Source organism: Streptomyces sp. NRRL F-525 (genome assembly GCF_000716605.1).
In the GTDB taxonomy this organism is placed as follows: Bacteria; Actinomycetota; Actinomycetes; order Streptomycetales; family Streptomycetaceae; genus Streptomyces.
This window is the reverse complement of sequence record NZ_JNXE01000004.1, coordinates 399,093-415,794: the sequence shown is the minus strand read 5'-3', so window position 1 is coordinate 415,794 and position 16,702 is coordinate 399,093. Positions and strand designations below refer to the sequence as shown.

General features: G+C 69.1%; 14 protein-coding genes and 1 pseudogene. 7 read left to right on the top strand and 8 right to left on the bottom strand.

Annotation, left to right across the window (positions count from 1 at the left end; genetic code table 11):
- Window positions 1-521: 521 nt before the first annotated feature.
- The 6 genes from tpg to OO69_RS51875 all read right to left on the bottom strand — a co-directional run bounded on the left by tpg (window position 522) and on the right by OO69_RS51875 (window position 7,267).
- Window positions 522-1,076, bottom strand: coding sequence for a telomere-protecting terminal protein Tpg (gene tpg, locus OO69_RS08965; protein ID WP_033279899.1), 555 nt, complete (start codon window positions 1,074-1,076; stop codon window positions 522-524).
- A 9-nt stretch (window positions 1,077-1,085) separates the two neighbouring features.
- Entirely contained in the window at window positions 1,086-3,191 is a 2,106-nt protein-coding gene (tap, locus tag OO69_RS08960) for a telomere-associated protein Tap (RefSeq protein WP_033279898.1), read from the bottom strand.
- Window positions 3,192-3,208: 17 nt separating this feature from the next.
- On the bottom strand, window positions 3,209-3,595 hold the full coding sequence (locus OO69_RS08955; RefSeq protein ID WP_033279897.1) for a hypothetical protein: 387 nt from the start codon (window positions 3,593-3,595) through the stop codon (window positions 3,209-3,211).
- Between the two features lie 553 nt (window positions 3,596-4,148).
- Window positions 4,149-4,664, bottom strand: a complete 516-nt coding sequence (locus tag OO69_RS50020) for a hypothetical protein (RefSeq protein ID WP_199810906.1) — start codon at window positions 4,662-4,664, stop codon at window positions 4,149-4,151.
- 264 nt (window positions 4,665-4,928) lie between these two features.
- Window positions 4,929-6,668, bottom strand: a complete 1,740-nt coding sequence (locus tag OO69_RS08950; RefSeq protein WP_158713360.1) for a hypothetical protein — start codon at window positions 6,666-6,668, stop codon at window positions 4,929-4,931.
- Between the two features lie 437 nt (window positions 6,669-7,105).
- Entirely contained in the window at window positions 7,106-7,267 is a 162-nt protein-coding gene (locus OO69_RS51875; RefSeq protein WP_158713359.1) for a hypothetical protein, read from the bottom strand.
- Here OO69_RS51875 and OO69_RS08945 point away from each other — a divergent pair.
- From OO69_RS08945 to OO69_RS08930, 4 genes and pseudogenes are all read left to right on the top strand, one after another.
- Window positions 7,266-7,574: a transposase family protein gene (locus OO69_RS08945; RefSeq protein WP_234444380.1), complete on the top strand. Its 309-nt coding sequence runs from the start codon at window positions 7,266-7,268 to the stop codon at window positions 7,572-7,574. The two genes, OO69_RS51875 and OO69_RS08945, sit on opposite strands and share 2 nt — an antisense overlap.
- A 151-nt stretch (window positions 7,575-7,725) precedes the next feature.
- Window positions 7,726-8,102, top strand: a pseudogene (locus tag OO69_RS08940) (transposase); the annotation flags it as partial.
- Between the two features lie 494 nt (window positions 8,103-8,596).
- Complete coding sequence (locus OO69_RS08935) at window positions 8,597-9,004, top strand: DUF485 domain-containing protein (protein WP_033279893.1); 408 nt, start codon at window positions 8,597-8,599, stop codon at window positions 9,002-9,004.
- Window positions 9,001-10,608, top strand: a complete 1,608-nt coding sequence (locus OO69_RS08930; protein ID WP_033279892.1) for a cation acetate symporter — start codon at window positions 9,001-9,003, stop codon at window positions 10,606-10,608. The genes OO69_RS08935 and OO69_RS08930 overlap by 4 nt, the downstream gene beginning before the upstream one ends.
- Before the next feature lie 313 nt (window positions 10,609-10,921).
- Here the strand turns inward: OO69_RS08930 and OO69_RS08925 are convergent, their stop codons facing one another.
- Together OO69_RS08925 and OO69_RS08920 are read right to left on the bottom strand one after the other, a co-directional pair.
- Entirely contained in the window at window positions 10,922-12,220 is a 1,299-nt protein-coding gene (locus tag OO69_RS08925; protein ID WP_078652346.1) for a cation:proton antiporter, read from the bottom strand.
- Window positions 12,221-12,626: 406 nt separating this feature from the next.
- Complete coding sequence (locus OO69_RS08920) at window positions 12,627-13,517, bottom strand: NAD(P)H-binding protein (RefSeq protein ID WP_033279891.1); 891 nt, start codon at window positions 13,515-13,517, stop codon at window positions 12,627-12,629.
- Between the two features lie 502 nt (window positions 13,518-14,019).
- On the opposite strand from OO69_RS08920, the gene OO69_RS08915 reads away from it, so the two are divergent.
- The 3 genes from OO69_RS08915 to OO69_RS08905 all read left to right on the top strand — a co-directional run bounded on the left by OO69_RS08915 (window position 14,020) and on the right by OO69_RS08905 (window position 16,658).
- On the top strand, window positions 14,020-14,718 hold the full coding sequence (locus tag OO69_RS08915; RefSeq protein WP_033279890.1) for a ScbR family autoregulator-binding transcription factor: 699 nt from the start codon (window positions 14,020-14,022) through the stop codon (window positions 14,716-14,718).
- Between the two features lie 197 nt (window positions 14,719-14,915).
- Window positions 14,916-16,136 carry a low temperature requirement protein A gene (locus tag OO69_RS08910; protein ID WP_033279889.1) on the top strand — a complete coding sequence of 407 codons (1,221 nt, stop codon included), beginning with the start codon at window positions 14,916-14,918 and terminating at the stop codon, window positions 16,134-16,136.
- Between the two features lie 93 nt (window positions 16,137-16,229).
- A complete protein-coding gene (locus OO69_RS08905; protein WP_033279888.1) occupies window positions 16,230-16,658 on the top strand; it encodes a hypothetical protein in 429 nt (142 codons plus the stop codon).
- Window positions 16,659-16,702: the final 44 nt, after the last annotated feature.

Genomic DNA, 16,702 nt, shown 5'->3' with positions numbered 1-16,702 from the left:
GCCTGTGCGCTGGCAGCGGCCCCTCCCTCGCCACACCGGGTGCCACAACCCGCACCGAAGCCCAACAGGCTCCGGAGAAAGCCCGGACCTGCCGCGCGGCCCACGAGGACTACCAGCATCTTTGCCGATCTCGCCAAGGCGGTCACCGAGAAACGGCCCTTCGACCTACGCCCCCAGCTGCAGCAGGCAGCGGCACTCACCCGGCACGGCGCAGGTAGCGGTCGTGGTCGAAGCAGACCCGGAGCCGACAGCTGTGCCCAAGACGAGGAGAAGCCCGAAGGTACCGACCGCTGAAGCCACGGCCACGCTGCTCGGAGCCGTGGTGCTCCCGCTCCGTGCTGTCCCTCGCGTCATGGTCTGACCTGCGGCCAACTACGAGGCTGGGACCAGAGTTTCGTGGCGGCCGCGAGATGATCCCGCTCCAGTGACGCTCCGCGACCGCTCCCAAGATCTGTGACCGGGCCCAAGCAGCGCCGCCCAGACGCACTCAGCACCGCTGCGGTCGGGCAGCCGGACACGGGTCAGAATTCGAGCTCGATGTAGTCGATGTCGGTGAAGGCCACCCGCAGACCGGCAGCGCGACCACCGCGGTCTTTGAAGTAGATCTCCTGCAGGCCTTCGGCGGCGATCTGCTGGAGCTGCTGGTCGGTGGCGCCGACGGTGTGTGCGTCGAGGAGGCGGGCGGCGTAGTCGGGTGGCAGGTGCTGGGTGATCAGGCGGATGCGGGCGTCGTCGGTGGTGCCGGGGGCGGCGGTGTAGCCGAACCGGGCGCGGGTCTCGATCGTGATGCCGCCGGTGGTGGCGGCCTGCTGTCTGGCCTTCGCGCGTACGCGGGGCTGCCAGCGTCGGCGGACTTCGTCCGTGAGGCGGGTGGCGAGTTCCGGGCGGGGCTGTTTGATCTGGCCTTTCACGTAGCGTTCGACGGTGCGCTGGGAGATACCCAGCGCTTCGGCTGCGGCCCGGGTGCCCTTGGCGGTTTTGACGAGGAAGCGCATCTGGGCCTGCGGGGTCTTGGGCAGGGGGCGGGTGAAGGTGTTGGCGGTGGCTTTGTCGAGGCTGTCGTTGAAGATGCCCACGTGCGGTTCCTACTCCCCGTCTGCGGCGGCGTCGGTGCCCTTGATGTGCCGGGCGGGGTTGTGGCCTTCGTCGAGCATCTTGACCGCCCACATCAGTGACTGGGTGCCTTCGTGCTTGACCATGCCGGGGCTGACCCCGAGGCGGAAGCCGCCGGGCAGCGGCTTGCCCTCGGGGGTGCGGGGCAGGAAGTCCGGCGGGGTGGGGCCGTCGGAGAGGTAGACGGCGCAGTCGGACAGCACCGCGATTGGGAACAGGCCGATGGCGGCGAGTTTGAGCATCTTGCGGTGCATGTTGACGCGGGCGGTGGCGATGACGGCGGCGCGGATGTCGGGCCGCCAGGTGGGGCGTTCCAGGGCGGGCCAGCGCTCGCCGGGCCGGTAGCCGGCGCCCTGGGGGCGTTCGCGGAGTTTGCCGATGCCGCCCTTGACGGTTGCCTTGATCGCCGAGAGGACGGCGGCCTGGGCGGGATCGGCGTCTTTGTGGTGTTCCATGGCGGCCAGGAAATCCGCCTCGTTCATGCCCGCGCTGACGCCGAGGCGTTCCATGGTGGCCAGGTAGGCGTCGCGCAGCCGGGTGTACCAGCCGTCCAGGTAGGAACCGGACTCGGGGCGCAGCCAGGCCTCAAGTGGGGTGATGCCGTAGCCGAGCTCCGTCGCGTAGGCGACGGTGGGGGTCGCGTACCAGGCCGGGCCTTCGGGCCGCAGGCCGTGCGGGGTGAAGGGGTTGGGCAGGCGGGGGTCGAGGTCGATGTGGGAGAGGTCGACCAGCCAGCTGCCGGGCGCTTTCTTGTCGAAGCGGGGGCGGCTCGCGTGGACGGGGGCACCGAGGCCGACGGTGAGCCGGTTGACGGCCGCGGCGAAGGCCATGTTGACGTCGACGCCCACCGCGAACTGCTTCGCACATTCGTCGTCGGTGAGCTGTTCCGGGTCGCGGATCCACTCGAAGGCTTCCTCGTCGAGGACTTCGGCGGGGGTGCGCTGGTGTCCGCGCGGGTAGCGGGCGGTGACGACGGGGTGCTCGTCGGGTGCCTCGGGCGGTGCGGGGTCGACTGCCTCGGTGAGGGCGCCGGGGTTCGGTCCGGAAGTCCAGGTGTCGGTGGCCGGGTCTTTGACGGGGCGGGTGGGCGGGCGCAGTGCGGTCATCAGTTCCAGACCGCATACGGCCGCGGAGCCGCGCGGGGTGATCACGCGGGTGGCGTAGTCGCCGAGGACCTGGGCCAGTTCGGGGGCCGGGAGCTGGCCGGCACTCCCCCAGGTTCGGGTATCGAGAGCGTCCCAGGGCAGGACGGCGAGTTGGACGCACTGGCGTCGGCCGCCCTCGGCGGGCCGGTAGACGCGGGCCCAGGGACCGAATCCGCGGCGTGTCAGCTTCCACTTGGCGCGGGCGAGTTCACGCACCACCGGGTGGTTGTCGGCCAGGCGCAGGGCGCGGCGGTCATCCAGAGCAAGGGGCAGGCCGAAGCGGGCGGCGGTCTGGGTGGTGAGGACGATCAGGGGATCGGAATCCTTGCCGTGGCGGTGCAGCCTCCCGGCACCGAGCCCGGACTCCTTAAGTGCCCAGTCGGCCAGTTGCGGGATGGTGGCCGCGGGGCACTCCAGCAGCACTCCGCCTTGGCAGTACGCAGTGCCGTCCGCGTCCAGCACTGCCAGTGGCCCATTCGGGAACCGTGAGCCGGCGACGGGCGCGGCTTCCGTCGGCCAGGCCTGACGCCGCGCCACCGGTGTGAGGGTGTGTGGCGTGTCGTGCGCCGGAGGTGCCGTGGGTGGAGCCGTCGCAGCGCCCCCTGCTGTCTGGACCGACGGCACGGAGAGGGGCTCTGCTGGGGTCGCGGGCCTGCCAGGGGGCGGGACGGGTGTGGGGTGGCGCTGGGCGAGTCCCTCGAGCAGCCTGCGGTAGGCCTCGCGGCGCTCCCCTTTCGGCTCGGCCCGGCCGGCCTCCCACGCCTCGATGCTCGGCACGCGTACGCCGAGGGCCTGGGCCAGGGCCGCCCGGGTCAGCCCGGCTGCTTCACGCAGCCTCACCCGCTCGGCCGGGAGGGGCAGCACGGTGCCGTCGTCGACGGCGGCAAGCAGCGAGTCGACGGCTGCGAACAGTTCCTGGGACTGGTCCGTCATCTGCGTTCCTCCTCCCTCTACCTGACACCCTGACGAATCTCTTCGAGGCGGGTCATCAGCCGCTGATAGCGCTGCGAAGCGGCCTGGGAGGAGTTGAGCCCCTGATGCCGGGCGATCTGCCGCCAGTCCATGTCGCGACGCCTGGCCTCGATGACCACCTGGGTTTCCAGCCGGTCCAGCTGATGACGCATGTCCTCGAAAAGACTGAGCGCCGCACCCACATCGTCCGGGGTCACGTCTGCCGCCTGGTCGCCGCTTTGCTGATGATTGGCGGTAGCCATCATCAGCCGTCCCAGCAGTGCGGCATCCTCTTCCAGGCTGCGCACCGGGGCCCAGCGGGCGGTGGGGTCCTCTGCGAGCGCAGACAACCGTCGGCGAGCCTCGTCGCGAGCATCACGTGGCATGCGGCCAGCCTACCATAATAATTCAACTAAACAACGTGTTGTTGTTTGGTTATCCACACCACAGGGCGGTCAGAGGGCAGGCGTCCTGCCGCTTGGGGGACGATGAGGACATGCCCGTTCAAGAGGGACGCCGGATACGCCTCCCCTGCAGATCCCTTGCCGCATCCGGGCCGTCGGCCCGGGCTGGCACGCTGCGCTGCTCCGCCTGCACGAGCAACTGGTCGCTGCCAGCCCCGACTACCGCGTAGTCGATGTGAAGGAGAAGTTCGGCGGCCTGCGGGTGCCTATCGAAACCGCCGAAGGAAGCGCCCGCGGCCCGCTCGCGTCTCTCATCAGAGCCGCCGAAGCGGATGCTTCCGCTCTCTGCGAGTTCTGCGGCGCTCCGGAGCGGGCAAGAGGCCGCGGCGACGCGCCAGCAGGGTGGCTCAAGACGGTGTGCGACAGATGTCACCGGGCATGGTCAGCTCGCGAGTTGATGATCGTCAGCGGTGCGGTCCGGGTGTCCGGCCAAGGTCCGGACACCTCTGCGACACAGAGCTGACAGCCAGGCCACTTATGCCGAACTGCTGGCCGTCTTATGCCAGTTGCCGTCTTCGCCGGGGAACCGGCAGTCCAGCGCACGGGCAGCAACCAGCCGGGGCTGGGTAAGTTGGCGGACTTGCCGCGTCCCCTCGGCGGTCCAGGCTTCGGTCAGCGCGGACCGCCTCAGCGTTGGTCCACAGAGTCGGCGGAGACGGCCCAGAAGCGCGGGAACAGCGAATATCCCTGAGGAGGCCAGGATCCATACATTGAAACCGACGGCCTCGCGGGACTCGGCGTCGTTCATGACCACAGTGACCACGCTGGCCATGAAGCTCAGCGCCACATAGAAGCCGACCCGGATGGCCTTCGCGGAGCGGCGGCGGAACCGGTAGAACAGCAGCAGTCCACTGACCGGGATATGGGATTCCTCGGCGGTGTCGGCCTGCTCGGCCGCGCGGACGCCTCGTCCAGCCAGCCGTTCACCACCGCGGTCGGGGCCTGGAGCGCTTCCGGTGTTCCGGCGGTCAACTGCTTCGCCTTCCACCATTCGGTGGCGAAGGCCACCTGCTGAGTCGCGTCCTCGAAGGCCAGTCGGCGGCGGCCCGCTCGCGATCGGCGCAGCCGCCGGCCCTGCGCCCGCAGACTCACCACGCCGGCAGCTGCGGTCACGACAGGGACCAGTATCGCCACAGAGACAGTCACCATGTCCTCCTGCGTGCTCATCGACAGCCCCCAGCTGCTCGTTCAGGCGCATCAGCATCGCATCCCGACCGCCGGAGGACGACGGACCGTAAGATCTACGGCTCACCACTCATCCTGTGCTGTCCTCCCGGAACCCGAGCCGGCTCGCGATCATGTCCGTGGTCTCGTGCAAGGCGGCCTCAATGTCGTCGGGACGGCCGATGTTGTGACCGCCGAACCGCAGCGTCAGGAAGCTGCGGAAGGACGCCTTGCTGTACTCGGATGCCTGCCAGTCGGCCAGCAAGTCCGGCAGGGTGAGGTGCAGGTTCTGGTGCAGGGCCTCGCAGGCTTCCAGCTCCTCCGTGTCCAGCAGGGCCAGGTCCTGGATGCCGCTGTGCTGGAAGAGCCTCTCGTCGGCGAAGCACTCCTCGAGGTAATGGCGGGTGATCGGGTTGACGGGGAAATGACCGCCGCGGACCGCGACCGGGAAGACTTTCTTCGCAGGCCCGGTGAGCGGGGAGTGTGCCGGCTGTGGATCGGTGAGGAGGTTGTGGGCTGTCACGGAGAGCTGTCGGGCTTTCTTCACGACGATCTTCTCCGCGTCCTTGCGGAAGGCATCGGCATCGGCGCGCTCGCGAGTGGCGACACTGACGGTCGCACTCACGATCTCGACCAGCACGGTGCTGGTCCCGAAATCGATACCGACATCCGCCGCCTTGGTCTTCGGGAAGGCCAGGGCGAGCTCGTCCTCGGTGAAGAAGGTACTGGCGCTGCCTCCCACGAGCGGTGGAGCCAGGCGGCGCAGCTGCTCCTTCACCCGGTCTTCCACCATCGCCGCATAGGCCTGGGTCCACTGCAGGCGTGCCTTCTCGCCGTACTGGATCTTCTCATGGTCGTGGACCAGCCAGTACAGGCCCTGGGTGGCCCGTTCCAGGAGATAGCGCTCGTCCAGGACCACGACGCTGTCGCCCAGGCGCAGCAGCGGGCGGTCCTGGATCGGGAGCAGTTGCCACGGCAGGGGGCAGTCACGCAGTCGTGCGGCTAGGTCATCGGGGCGGACCGCGAAGCGGTCGAGGAAGCGTTCGATCACTTCGGGGTCGACCGCGATGCCGGTGAGGGCGTTCACCACGACGGGGTTGTCAGGGGTGTGCGAGGCGATGCTGGAGTAGTAAGCGAAGGCGAGGGCGGTGATGTCGTCGAAGGCCAGGCCGGTGGCCTCTTCGAGCATGCTCACAGGGCGCGCTCTGGCGCCCACGATGCGGTCTCCATGCAGGATCCACAGCAGACGGTGTCGCGCGAGCAGGTCGCCGGCGTCGTCCGGCTCGTTGAACAGGTTGTTGGCGATCATCTCCATCGCCAGGGACTGCGGACTGCCGCCGAGCAGCGGCTCCCCGGGCGTCCGCTCCCGGGTGAGGGTGTCCCCGACCAGGTGGACCAGCAGGACCGAGGCGCACTCCAGATCGAGTTGCGCGACCGCGGTGGCGATCTCTGCCTGCACGCTGTCAGCCTCGGGGCGGGGGGACACCAAAATCAGGCGCATGGTGCGCAGCACGATCTGCCGTGCCAGGAACCAGCGCTGCCGTCCGTCGACCCCGCCGGCCAGGGCCGTACGCAGGTGCTGCGCTGCGTCCGGGGCGAGCCGCGAGAGGAATCGTTCCTGGTAGATCGCCGTCAGCGCGTCACTGGTGGTCGCGTGATTGAGGGCCGCCAGGACCTGCAGGTACTCCTCGCGGGAGTACCTGGCCAGCAGCGCCGTGATCCACGCCTCGCAGTCCAGTTCCCGGCCACGGGCGTGTTCGGCGGGTCCCAGGTACTCGCGGGCGATCACGTAGACCCGGGCAAGTTCCAGCCATGAACGACTGGCAGGCACCGGGGTGAGTGCCAGGCGCTGCGCCGCCCACGCCAGGCCGGGCTGGACCGGCCCCGTTCCCCCAGCGCTGCCCGCAGCGGGAGGCAGAGGAAGGAAAAGGCGGAGGTTATCTGACGGAAGATCAGGCACGGAAGAACCCTACGCTTCGCAATCCCAGCAGGGCTGTGGGATATCCACCGCCTCTACCGGCCGAGGCGTGCCAGGGTGCACGCTGTCCAGAGCCATGCCCCACTCCGTTCCGTCCGGCGTCATGGTGACGAAAGCCAGGACGCTGGGTGCAGCGTCCCCGGCCCCGGCGCGGAGAGCTGGTAGCGAGTGGGCGCCGAAGGCGGCACCGGCCGTGTCGCGGCCGGTGCTCAGGCGGCGCGCAGTGCCCCGCTCTGGTGGTACGCGGTAGGGCGGGTGCGGAGAGCGTGGCTGTGCCAGACCATGCCCAGTCATGTCAGCGCGAGGATCTCGTAGGGGGTCAGGCGGCCACGGTTGGTGCGTTGGCGGGACAGCCAGCGGCCCAGGTGGAACCGTTGTCGGCGGCTGGTCTCCACGTGCCAGTAGGCCCGGCAGCTGGGCCTGGTGCAGCTCCTGGTTGACGGACCGTTCATGGAGATCCTCGCGGACGCCGGCTACCAGGGCATGGGAGCACAGGCCGGCGGACGCGTGGTGACGCCACCGCATCGCAAGTTCAAGAAGAACGCTCCCGCCTGGTACGAGGAACGGCACGAACTCCAGCGCAAAGCGCACTCCTCACGCCGTATCCGCGTCGAGCACGGCATCGCGTACCTCAAGAACTGGCGGGCTCTGACCCGCCACCTTGGCCGACGCGAGTACATGAGTGACATCGTCCAAGCCGTCGCCGGACTGCTCTCACACCAGCAGACCGCCACCCTCGATCACGGCCTTCGAGCCTGAACACCGACAACGCCACACACCTCGACGTGCCACGGCCAACCGTGCACGAGGTCGGAGAACGTGTCTCATTGGCCGGTTGGTCTGCTGATCGGGTGTGTCCGTCCGATTAGACGTCATTTCAGTTGGTGTGATCTTGCGGCACTCTGGGGTGATGACTGCTGCTCTTGTCGAACGGTTGGCGCCGGAAGACCTGTGGGAGTTGTTCCAGCGGGTGGTCCCGCCGGCACCGGAACGCCCGCAGGGCGGAGGACACCGTCGACGAGGGGACCGCGAGGTGCTTGCCGCGATCATCTTCGTAGCCACCTCGGGCTGCACGTGGAACCAACTGCCACCGGGATTCGGCCTGTCCGGCGTCACCGCCTTCCGCCGGTTCACCGAGTGGACCGAGGCCCGGGTGTGGGCCAAGCTCCACCGCCTGGTCCTGGACGAACTCGGCTCCCGCGGCGGGCTGGACTGGTCGCGCTGCGCGATCGACTCCGCCAGCGTCCGGGCCCTCAAAGGGGGCAGTTGACGGGACCGAATCCGACCGCCGTTTTGGAATTCCCGGATTCTTAACCGGAATCGCCTCTTCGGGCTGGTCGGTCTGTCGCGCGGTGTGACTTACCGTCCACGCGGGAGAGACCAAGACGGATCGGCGCCCCAACCGGGCTCCCTCCCGCCCCGCCCGTACAGCTGCCGCCACACTGTCCACGCTCGTCGTACTGCTCGCCCGTGCTCGGCTGAAGCAGCATGGGCGGTCGTGGGGGGCCAGGCTGTGGTGTGTGTGGGCGTATACGTGGCTGAGCGTGCGTCGGACTTTTTCGGCGTGCCGAAGGGCTCACAGGGCACTCCCGTACTCCCCCGTCCCCCTGTCCTCATCCGCAACAACCGAGGTCAGAGCGCCACGGCGGGTTTCATCAGGGAGTTCGTCGGAAGTGCTGCGCCGGGTGCGAGGGCCGCATAGCGTGCGATGACCGGGCCGTTTCCCCGCGTTCTCGCGGTCCGTGCCTTGTGGGGCCCACGACCCTCTAGGAGATCTTGGGATGTCTTCCGACAGCTCCGAGTTACGTCCGCTGGCGCACCGGGCCGGACGGCATGCTTCGGCTGTGGCGCCGGGGTGGGCCGTGGGCCAGGTCCGTCCGTGGACCGGCCCGCACCGGGACCTGCGGCTGCTACGGCGGGCCTGCCGCTGGCAGCGACGGGTGGCCGCGTTCGCCGCGCTCGGCTATTTCGCGGCTTTCCTGGCCCTGACCGTCAAGGTGCCGTCCCTGATGACGCGGTCGGCGCCCGGCGGGCTGCCGTTCGGACTGGTCCTGGCGCTGGTACAGCTGCCGGTGACGTGGCTGGCGGTCATCTTCTACGAGCTCACCGCGCGCCGCTTCGTCGACCCTCTCGCCCGCCGGGTACGACGGGCGGCGCGCGAGGGGCGTGAGGGGCAGGGGCGGCCGTGACGGAGTTCGCCGGCCCCGCGCAGTCCTGGTCGCTCGTGGCGTTCTTCAGTGTCGTGACCCTCACGCTGCTGCTGTGTGTGATCACCGGCCCCGACCGGGACGACCTGGACGAGTTCTACACCGGCTACCGGTTGCTGTCGCCGTTGCGCAACGGCCTGGCCATCGCGGGTGATTACATCTCGGCGGCCACCGTCCTCACGGTCGGCGGGATCATCGCGCTGTGCGGCTACGACGGGGTGGTGCTGGCGCTGAGCACGCTGCTCTCCCTGCTGCTCCTGATGTTCGTGCTCGCCGAACCCCTGCACCACACCGGCCGCTTCACCATGGGCGACGTGCTGGCCCGCCGTATGCCGGGGCGCGCGGTACGCATCACCGCGTGCGCGGTCACGCTGGCCGCACTCATGCCCATGATGGTCGTCCAACTCGCCGGTGTGGGACAGCTGCTGGCATTCGTCCTCGGCTTCTCCGACAGCACGATGCGCACCGGCTGCATCGTCGGAGCCGGAGCACTGATGATCACGTACGCGGCCATCGGGGGGATGCGCGGCACCGCCCTGATCCAGATCCTCAAGACCGTCATCCTGCTCGGTTCGGGGCTCGTCGTCGCCGCGCTCATCCTGCACACCTTCGGCTGGAGTCCGCGCACCCTGTTCCAGACGGCCGCGCACAACAGCGGCGCCGGGCCGGGGTATCTGCGCTACGGCCTGCAGTTCGCCGGCGGACAGCACCCCGCCCTGGACATGGTGAGCACGCAGTGCGCGATCGTGCTGGGCGGCGCCTGCCTGCCGCACGTCACCATGCGCATGTACACCGCCGGCAGCACCCGCCAGGTACGCCGCGCGATGTCCTGGGCCGTCTCGGCGGTCGCCCTGTTCATGGCGGTCATGACCGTCATCACGGTGGGGGCAACCGCCCTCATCGGGGGCAAGGCAGTCGCAGCCGCCGACCCACACGGCAACACCGCCTACCTCCTCGGCGCACGCGCCGCCTTCGGGACCGGCCTCTCCCGCGCGGAGGGCCTGCTGTTCACCACCGTCACCACCGCCATCTTTCTGACCCTCCTGGCATCGGTCGCCAGCATGACCCTGGCCTGCGCCAACTCCCTGGCCCACGACGTCCTCGCCCGCACCGGCACGGCACCGTTGCGGGAGATGGCGCTGGCGCGGCTGGCCGCTCTGGGGGTGGGGGTACCGGTGATCGCACTCGCCGTCCTCGCCCAGCACCGCAGCCTCCAGCCCCTGGCCATCATCTCCTTCTGCCTCGGCGCCTCCGCCATCGCACCCGCCCTCGTCCTCGGCCTGTTCTGGCGCCGCTACACCCGTGCCGGTCTGCTGGCCACCCTCATCGGCGGCACCCTCAGCGTCCTCATCCTCATGACCGGCACCAACCTCGTCTCCGGCACCCCCCAATCCGCCTTCCCCGACACCGACTTCAACTGGTTCCCCTACACCACCACCGCCCTCGTCTCCGTCCCGGCCGGCTTCCTCTGCGGAGTCCTCGGCACCCTCCTCACCGGCAGACGCGCCACCGCACGCGAACGCAACCACTACGAAGCCGTCGAACCCGTCCTGCTCGCCGGGCCACCTCACCCCCGCAACAACTGACAGAACGGCACACAGGACAACACCCCGGAACGGCACGGCACGAGCAGCGAGGCGAGCGACACAGGGACATGTCCTGCGCCGCAGTACAACCGCCCCGCCCCCGGGGGCGGGGTATGGGAACCGACCGGAATACAGGATCGTGACAGCGCAGGCCGTGAAATCACCGACGGTCCATCCCAGCACACCGCGACAGAACGGAGCGGAGCGGATCCAGCACTTGCAAGGATCTGACGAATGATCAGACACCCCCCGTCGCACATCACCCGAGGCCAAGACGTGGGGGTGGACCGCGGGGCGGGCAGTCCCGGAGGCGTCACACGGCCGTGCCCACGGTGCTCGCCGAGCCGGCCGCATGCCCGGGTACGGCACTCTCCCCCGCGCGACCATCGTCCGCAGGACCGGCGGCGTCCACCGCACGGCCGAGGATCCAGCTCAGCAACGGCCCCGCCATCACGGTCGTGACCACGGCCATCACCACCATCAGCGAGTACAAGCCCGGGCCCAGGAAGCCCAGTTGCAGGCCCGCGTTGAGCACGATGAGCTCGGTCAGACCACGGGTGTTCATCAGCGTCGCCAGCGCCGCGGACTCCCGCACCGGCATCCCGTTCAGACGGGCCGCGGCGAACGCACCGGTGAACTTCCCGCCCACCGCCACCAGCACGACCAGCCCCAGCACCCCCAGTCCACCCGCGTCCAGACCGGACAGATCGACCTGAAGACCGGCGACCACGAAGAACACCGGCAACAACAGAACCCCGCTCACCTCACCCAGCCGCTCACGGACACCGGCACGCAACCGCTCACCACCACCCCGGGGCAGAACCACACCGAACAGGAACGCGCCGAATATGTAATGCAGACCCACCCACTCGGTCACCCCGGCCGACAACAGCAGGCCCACCAGGACGGCCGCGAACGCCGCCGGCGACAGCGTCAGGGCGGGGCGGCGGGCCACGAAGCGGCGCAGCAGCGGCCGCAGCACGAAGAGCATGCCCAGCAGATAGGGAACGGCGAGCAGGATCCGCCACTGGCCGGGACCGGCCCCACCACTGACGGCGACCACACCGGCGAGCAGCGACCAGGCCAGAACATCGTCGACGGACGCACACGCCAGCGCCACCACACCGAGCGGAGAACGGGCCATACCCCGGTCGGTGAGGATACGGGCCAGCACCGGGAACGCCGTGATGGACATGGCGATCCCCACGAACAGCACGAACGCCGTCCGATCACCAGTGCCGTAGCCGTCCACCAGACACAGCGCGAGCAGCACCCCCAGACCGAACGGCAGCACGACAGAACAGAAGGACACGGACGCGGCGAGGCGCCCCCTGCCACGCACCAACGCCACGTCCCAATCCAGACCGACCAGAAACATGAACACCGCGACACCCAGCGCGGCCAAAGCACCGAGCAACGGCCGCACACCAGCCGGGAAAAGGGCACCCGAGACCGCACCGTGGAAAAACGTCGGTCCCAGCACGATCCCGGCAAGAACCTCACCGATCACCGCCGGCTGGCCCAGACACCTGGCCAGCGCACCCAACACACGGGCCAGCAACACAACGGCAGCCAACCCCAGAAGGAGGGAGGAGGTCTGATCGGTGGTCATGGCGATGGGTCTCCATAGGGTGAGGTCCGGCCCGCGAACAGAACAAACCTGAAGCCGCACCACGCCGACGGCGGGCGGGCGGCGGTACAGGGACCGGAAAACCACACAACCCGCCACCCACTACGTGACGTCACCAACACTCTCCACACCGAAAACCCGCCACCAAGCATCGGGGAGAGCCCCTCCGCGCTTCGTCAAGCAAGGCGCGGGGTCCGGAGCTCGCTTCGCGGGCAGGGATCCATCCCGCAACACGCCGGAGCACAAACCCGGGGACAGGACGGATCCCTGCCCGCGAGGCGCGTGTGTCACAGCACCTACCGGCGGAGACCGGCCCCGTCCGCGAGCGGGATGAAACCCCGAGACGGCCCTGAGCCCACCGCCTGGACGGGAACGAGCACCACGGCACCTACCGGCAGGGACCAGCCCCGTCCGGGAACGGGGCAAAAGCCCCGATGTGGTCCTGAGCCCACTGCCGGAACGAACGGGCCGGACGCCCCGTCAAGATGCGGACAGTGTCCTCCACCTGTGCCTTCGCGCCCGCCCGCTGCCGCTCCGCACCCGCCAGAAGAGCCTCCACCACAGGAGGCGGATAACGCCGGCCCAACGCGGCGCGCGCCTGATCCGGGGTCAGTTCCTCGAAGCGCAGGGGGATACCGAGCAGCCGGCCCAGCTCACGAGTCTGGTCGACAGCCGTCACCGCCTCGGGACCGGTCAAGGTGTAGGCACACCCGCCATGCCCCTCTTCCGTCAGAACCCGCACCGCCACCTCCGCGACATCACGCGGATCCACACACGCGTTGGGCGACATCCCGTACAGCCCCCGCACCACACCCTCACCACGCACAGAACCAACCCACGACAGGCAATTCGACATGAACGCACGCGGACGCAACAACGTCCACCCCACTCCACAACCGCGCAGCAGGTCCTCGTTGGCACGCTGCCGACGCGTCACCAGATCCCCGGCCCCAGCATCCACAACACCCGCCGCCGACAGTTTCACCACCCGCTCAACATCGACACCACAAGCAGCCGAGACGAAGGCCGCGTCGTCACTGCCGTCGACACAGGTGGTGACCAGGAACGCCTTCTCCACGCCCCGCAGCGCCCGGTCCAGCGACGGCGGATCCGTATAGTCCCCGGCGACCACCTCCACCCCCGCTCGCGTCCCCGCCCCCGGGAACAGTTCCACGGCCTTCGCCGGGTTCCTGGTCATCACCCGCACACGCAGGCCTGCGGGCAGAGCGCGGACCACTTCCCGTCCAATCGTTCCCGTCGCGCCCGTCACCAGGATCACCGGGGACTCCCCACACCCGGCCCTCGACGCCACCCACCGCCCACCGCCATCCGTTGCCCGTCCCCGTCCCCGTCCATATCCATTGCTCCGCGCCTCTCGCCCCTTGTTCCCCATTTACGGATTCCTTTTTACGGTGATTATCTGCGAGTCATCCCGCTTATTCCGTTTCCGGCCCGCCGGGTTGGCCAGGGTGCCGTACGGGCCTGCCCGTGCGGGAGTCGCTCACCGTAAGATCCGGACTGGACGGTTTTTATTGGGCCCCATAGCTCACCGGACACAGAAGACCGGGGCGACGACGCAGGACAGTACGCACCCTCACCCGCCAGCCGATTCCCACCACCGCGTCGACGCCTTTGAGGAACCCAACCACCGAGCCCCCACCCGGGCGAGGCACCCCCAGACACAACCCCCACCAACCCCCACACCAAACGCCGTAGACTATACGAACCGGACGGTATTTTTGAACGGCGGGCATCCCACCCGCGACGAAAGAAGCCAGCCCATGCCACAACCCAAACAAGACCGCGCCATCCGTACCCGCCACACCATCCTCATGGCCGCCGCCGCCGTCTTCGAAGAACGCGGCTACCAAGCCGCCACCATCAGCGAAATCCTCAGCACCGCCAACGTCACCAAAGGCGCGCTCTACTTCCACTTCACGTCAAAGGAACAACTCGCCCAAGGCGTCCTCGCCGCACAGGATCAATCACTCGCCGTCCCCGACCGCCCCTGCAAAATCCAGGAACTCATCGACACCACCATGCTCCGCGCCTACCGCCTCCAGACCGACCCCCTCGTCCGTGCCGCCGCCCGCCTCATCCTCGACCAGCGTGCCGACGGCCTTGACCGCACCGGCCCCTTCCAGCACTGGACCAGCGTCACCAACGAGCTGCTCGACAAGGCTCAGAAGCAAGGCGAACTCCTCCCCCACGTGAACCCGGCCGAGACCGCTCGAGTGCTTGTCGGTGCCTTCGCCGGCGTCCAGGCCATGTCCCAGGCCACCACCAACTACCAGGACCTCCCCGCCGGCGTCTCCGCTCTCCTCCGCCACACCCTCCCCACGGTCGTCCACTCCTCGGTCCTCGCCTCCCTCGACCTCACCCCCCAACGCGGCAACGCCATTCACACCGAGACCACAGCAGCCGCAGCAGCGGACGCGACAACGACTGAGACAGCAGCCAAAACCACAGCAGTCAACTGACCGCCCCCAGGGACCTGTTGGTCGGCCCGGCCGCCCGTACTCCAGCAAGCCCTCCTCGGCCCGCGCATCGAACCCCACCCCTCACTCCGCACGCCAACCCGGCGGCAAGCGGCTCCAGGCGGCCAAAAGCCCGCCCCGGCAACGGTCGTAGGTGATTTCCCGCTCGCACGGTGTCGGCGACAGGGCATGGTGATCCAGTGAGCGACGACGACACCACCGCACCGGCCCCGCAACCGACCTCTGCGGAGAATCGGCACGCCAGCTGGCTGGAACTGTTCTTCGACCTGGTCGCCGTGGCGGGCGTGGCGCAGATCGCGCACCTGCTGCACGGTGTCCCGGACGTGACCGACCTCGGTCTGTACGCGCTGCTGTTCCTCGCCTTCTGGACGGCTTGGATCAGTTTCACCCTGTACGCGAACGTGGCCTACGAGAACACCCACACCCGGACCGTGCTGGCCGCGATGTTCGGCATGGCCGTCATGGCCGCGGCGGTGTCGGGGGTGCACGAGGGGGACGACCGGCACGCGCGGGTGTTCGCCCTCGCCTACGTCCTGATCCGGCTCCTGGCGAGCCGGGCCTGGCAGCACCGGCGTCAGGTCCTGGTCGACTGGCCCGCCGCTCAGATGTCGCTCGGCGTCATCCCGTGGATCGTCTCCCTCTGGGCGCACGATCCGACGCGCTACTGGCTCTGGGCCCTTGGTATCGCCCTTGATCTGTACGTCACGTTCGCGGTCTCCGCGCGCGACATCGTCGAGCACCAGGAGGCCCGGGAGCGCCACGACAGCAGAACCGCCCGGCGCGATTCCGGACGGGGCACGTCGCTCGCGCGGTCGCAGACGGAGCACCTGAGCGAGCGGCTCGGCCTCTTCGTCATCATCGTGCTGGGTGAGGGCGTCGCCCAGCTGGTCGAAGCCACTTCGGACGCGGAGTGGGACAAGAAGCTGTACCTGCTCGCCGTCGCGGCGTTCTTCCTGCTGGCCACGCTGTGGGCGTTGTCCTTCAGGCACGGCTACGCGGGGGTTCCGCACCTGGCGGCAGGGGTGCTGCCCGCCCGTGCGGCGCTGCCGCTGCACTGTTTCGTGTCCGGTTGCCTCGCCGCCCTGGCCGCCGCGCTGGGAGCCGCGGCCGGTCACCTGGAGACGCTGCCGGACGCCACCCGGTGGCTGCTGTGCTCGTCGCTGGCCGGGTACTTCATGCTCAGCGGACTCGCCTGGCTCGGCCGGGCCGGGCGGGAACGGCGGTGGCTGCTGTCCGTGGCCCTCCCCTGCTGCGTACTGCCCCTGCTGCTGGCGGCGTTCGGCGCACATGTCCGGACCGTGACCGTGGTCTGGCTACTCGTCCTGATCGCCCTGTGGCCGATCCTCTACGAGCGACGGGCGGCGAAGCCGTCCAAGCCGGCGGTGCGGACCGGGACTTGAGGCGTGGGGCGAGGTTGTACCGGTGGCGGGGACTCGGGCAGGCTGACTTCCCCGTCGCCAGGAGGAGCGGGACGACCAGAAGGAGTCTCAGGCATGATCGACTGGGTGCTTCTCCGTACCGGAGCACGGCCCGTCCCCTCACCCTTGGCCACACCACTGGTCTGGGCCGCGGCATCCGGCGGCGCGTTGGTGCTGGTGGCGCTGCTCAACGTGCTCATAGGTCCCGATCGTCCGTCGCCTGCGCTTGCCGCGCTGTCCCTGCTTTCGGTGCTGCTAGGCCTGTGCGCCCGTTTCACGGCGGCACCCGGCACCGCGGTGCTGTGCTGGCTCTTCCTCAACGGTTTCGCCGTCCCGCCCGCAGGCACCCTCACCTGGGCCGGACACCGTGACGCGTTCTGGCTCGCCTGCCTGTTCACCGCCGCCGTGGTGGGCACGGCTCTGGCCCGGCTCGTCCACGCCCGAGCCGCCTACCGCCGTCTCACCACGGACATCGGCGGCCCGACACAGACCGAATCATCATGAACGGCGTGGTGGCTCGCCCGGCCATACCATCGTGCGGCCGCCCA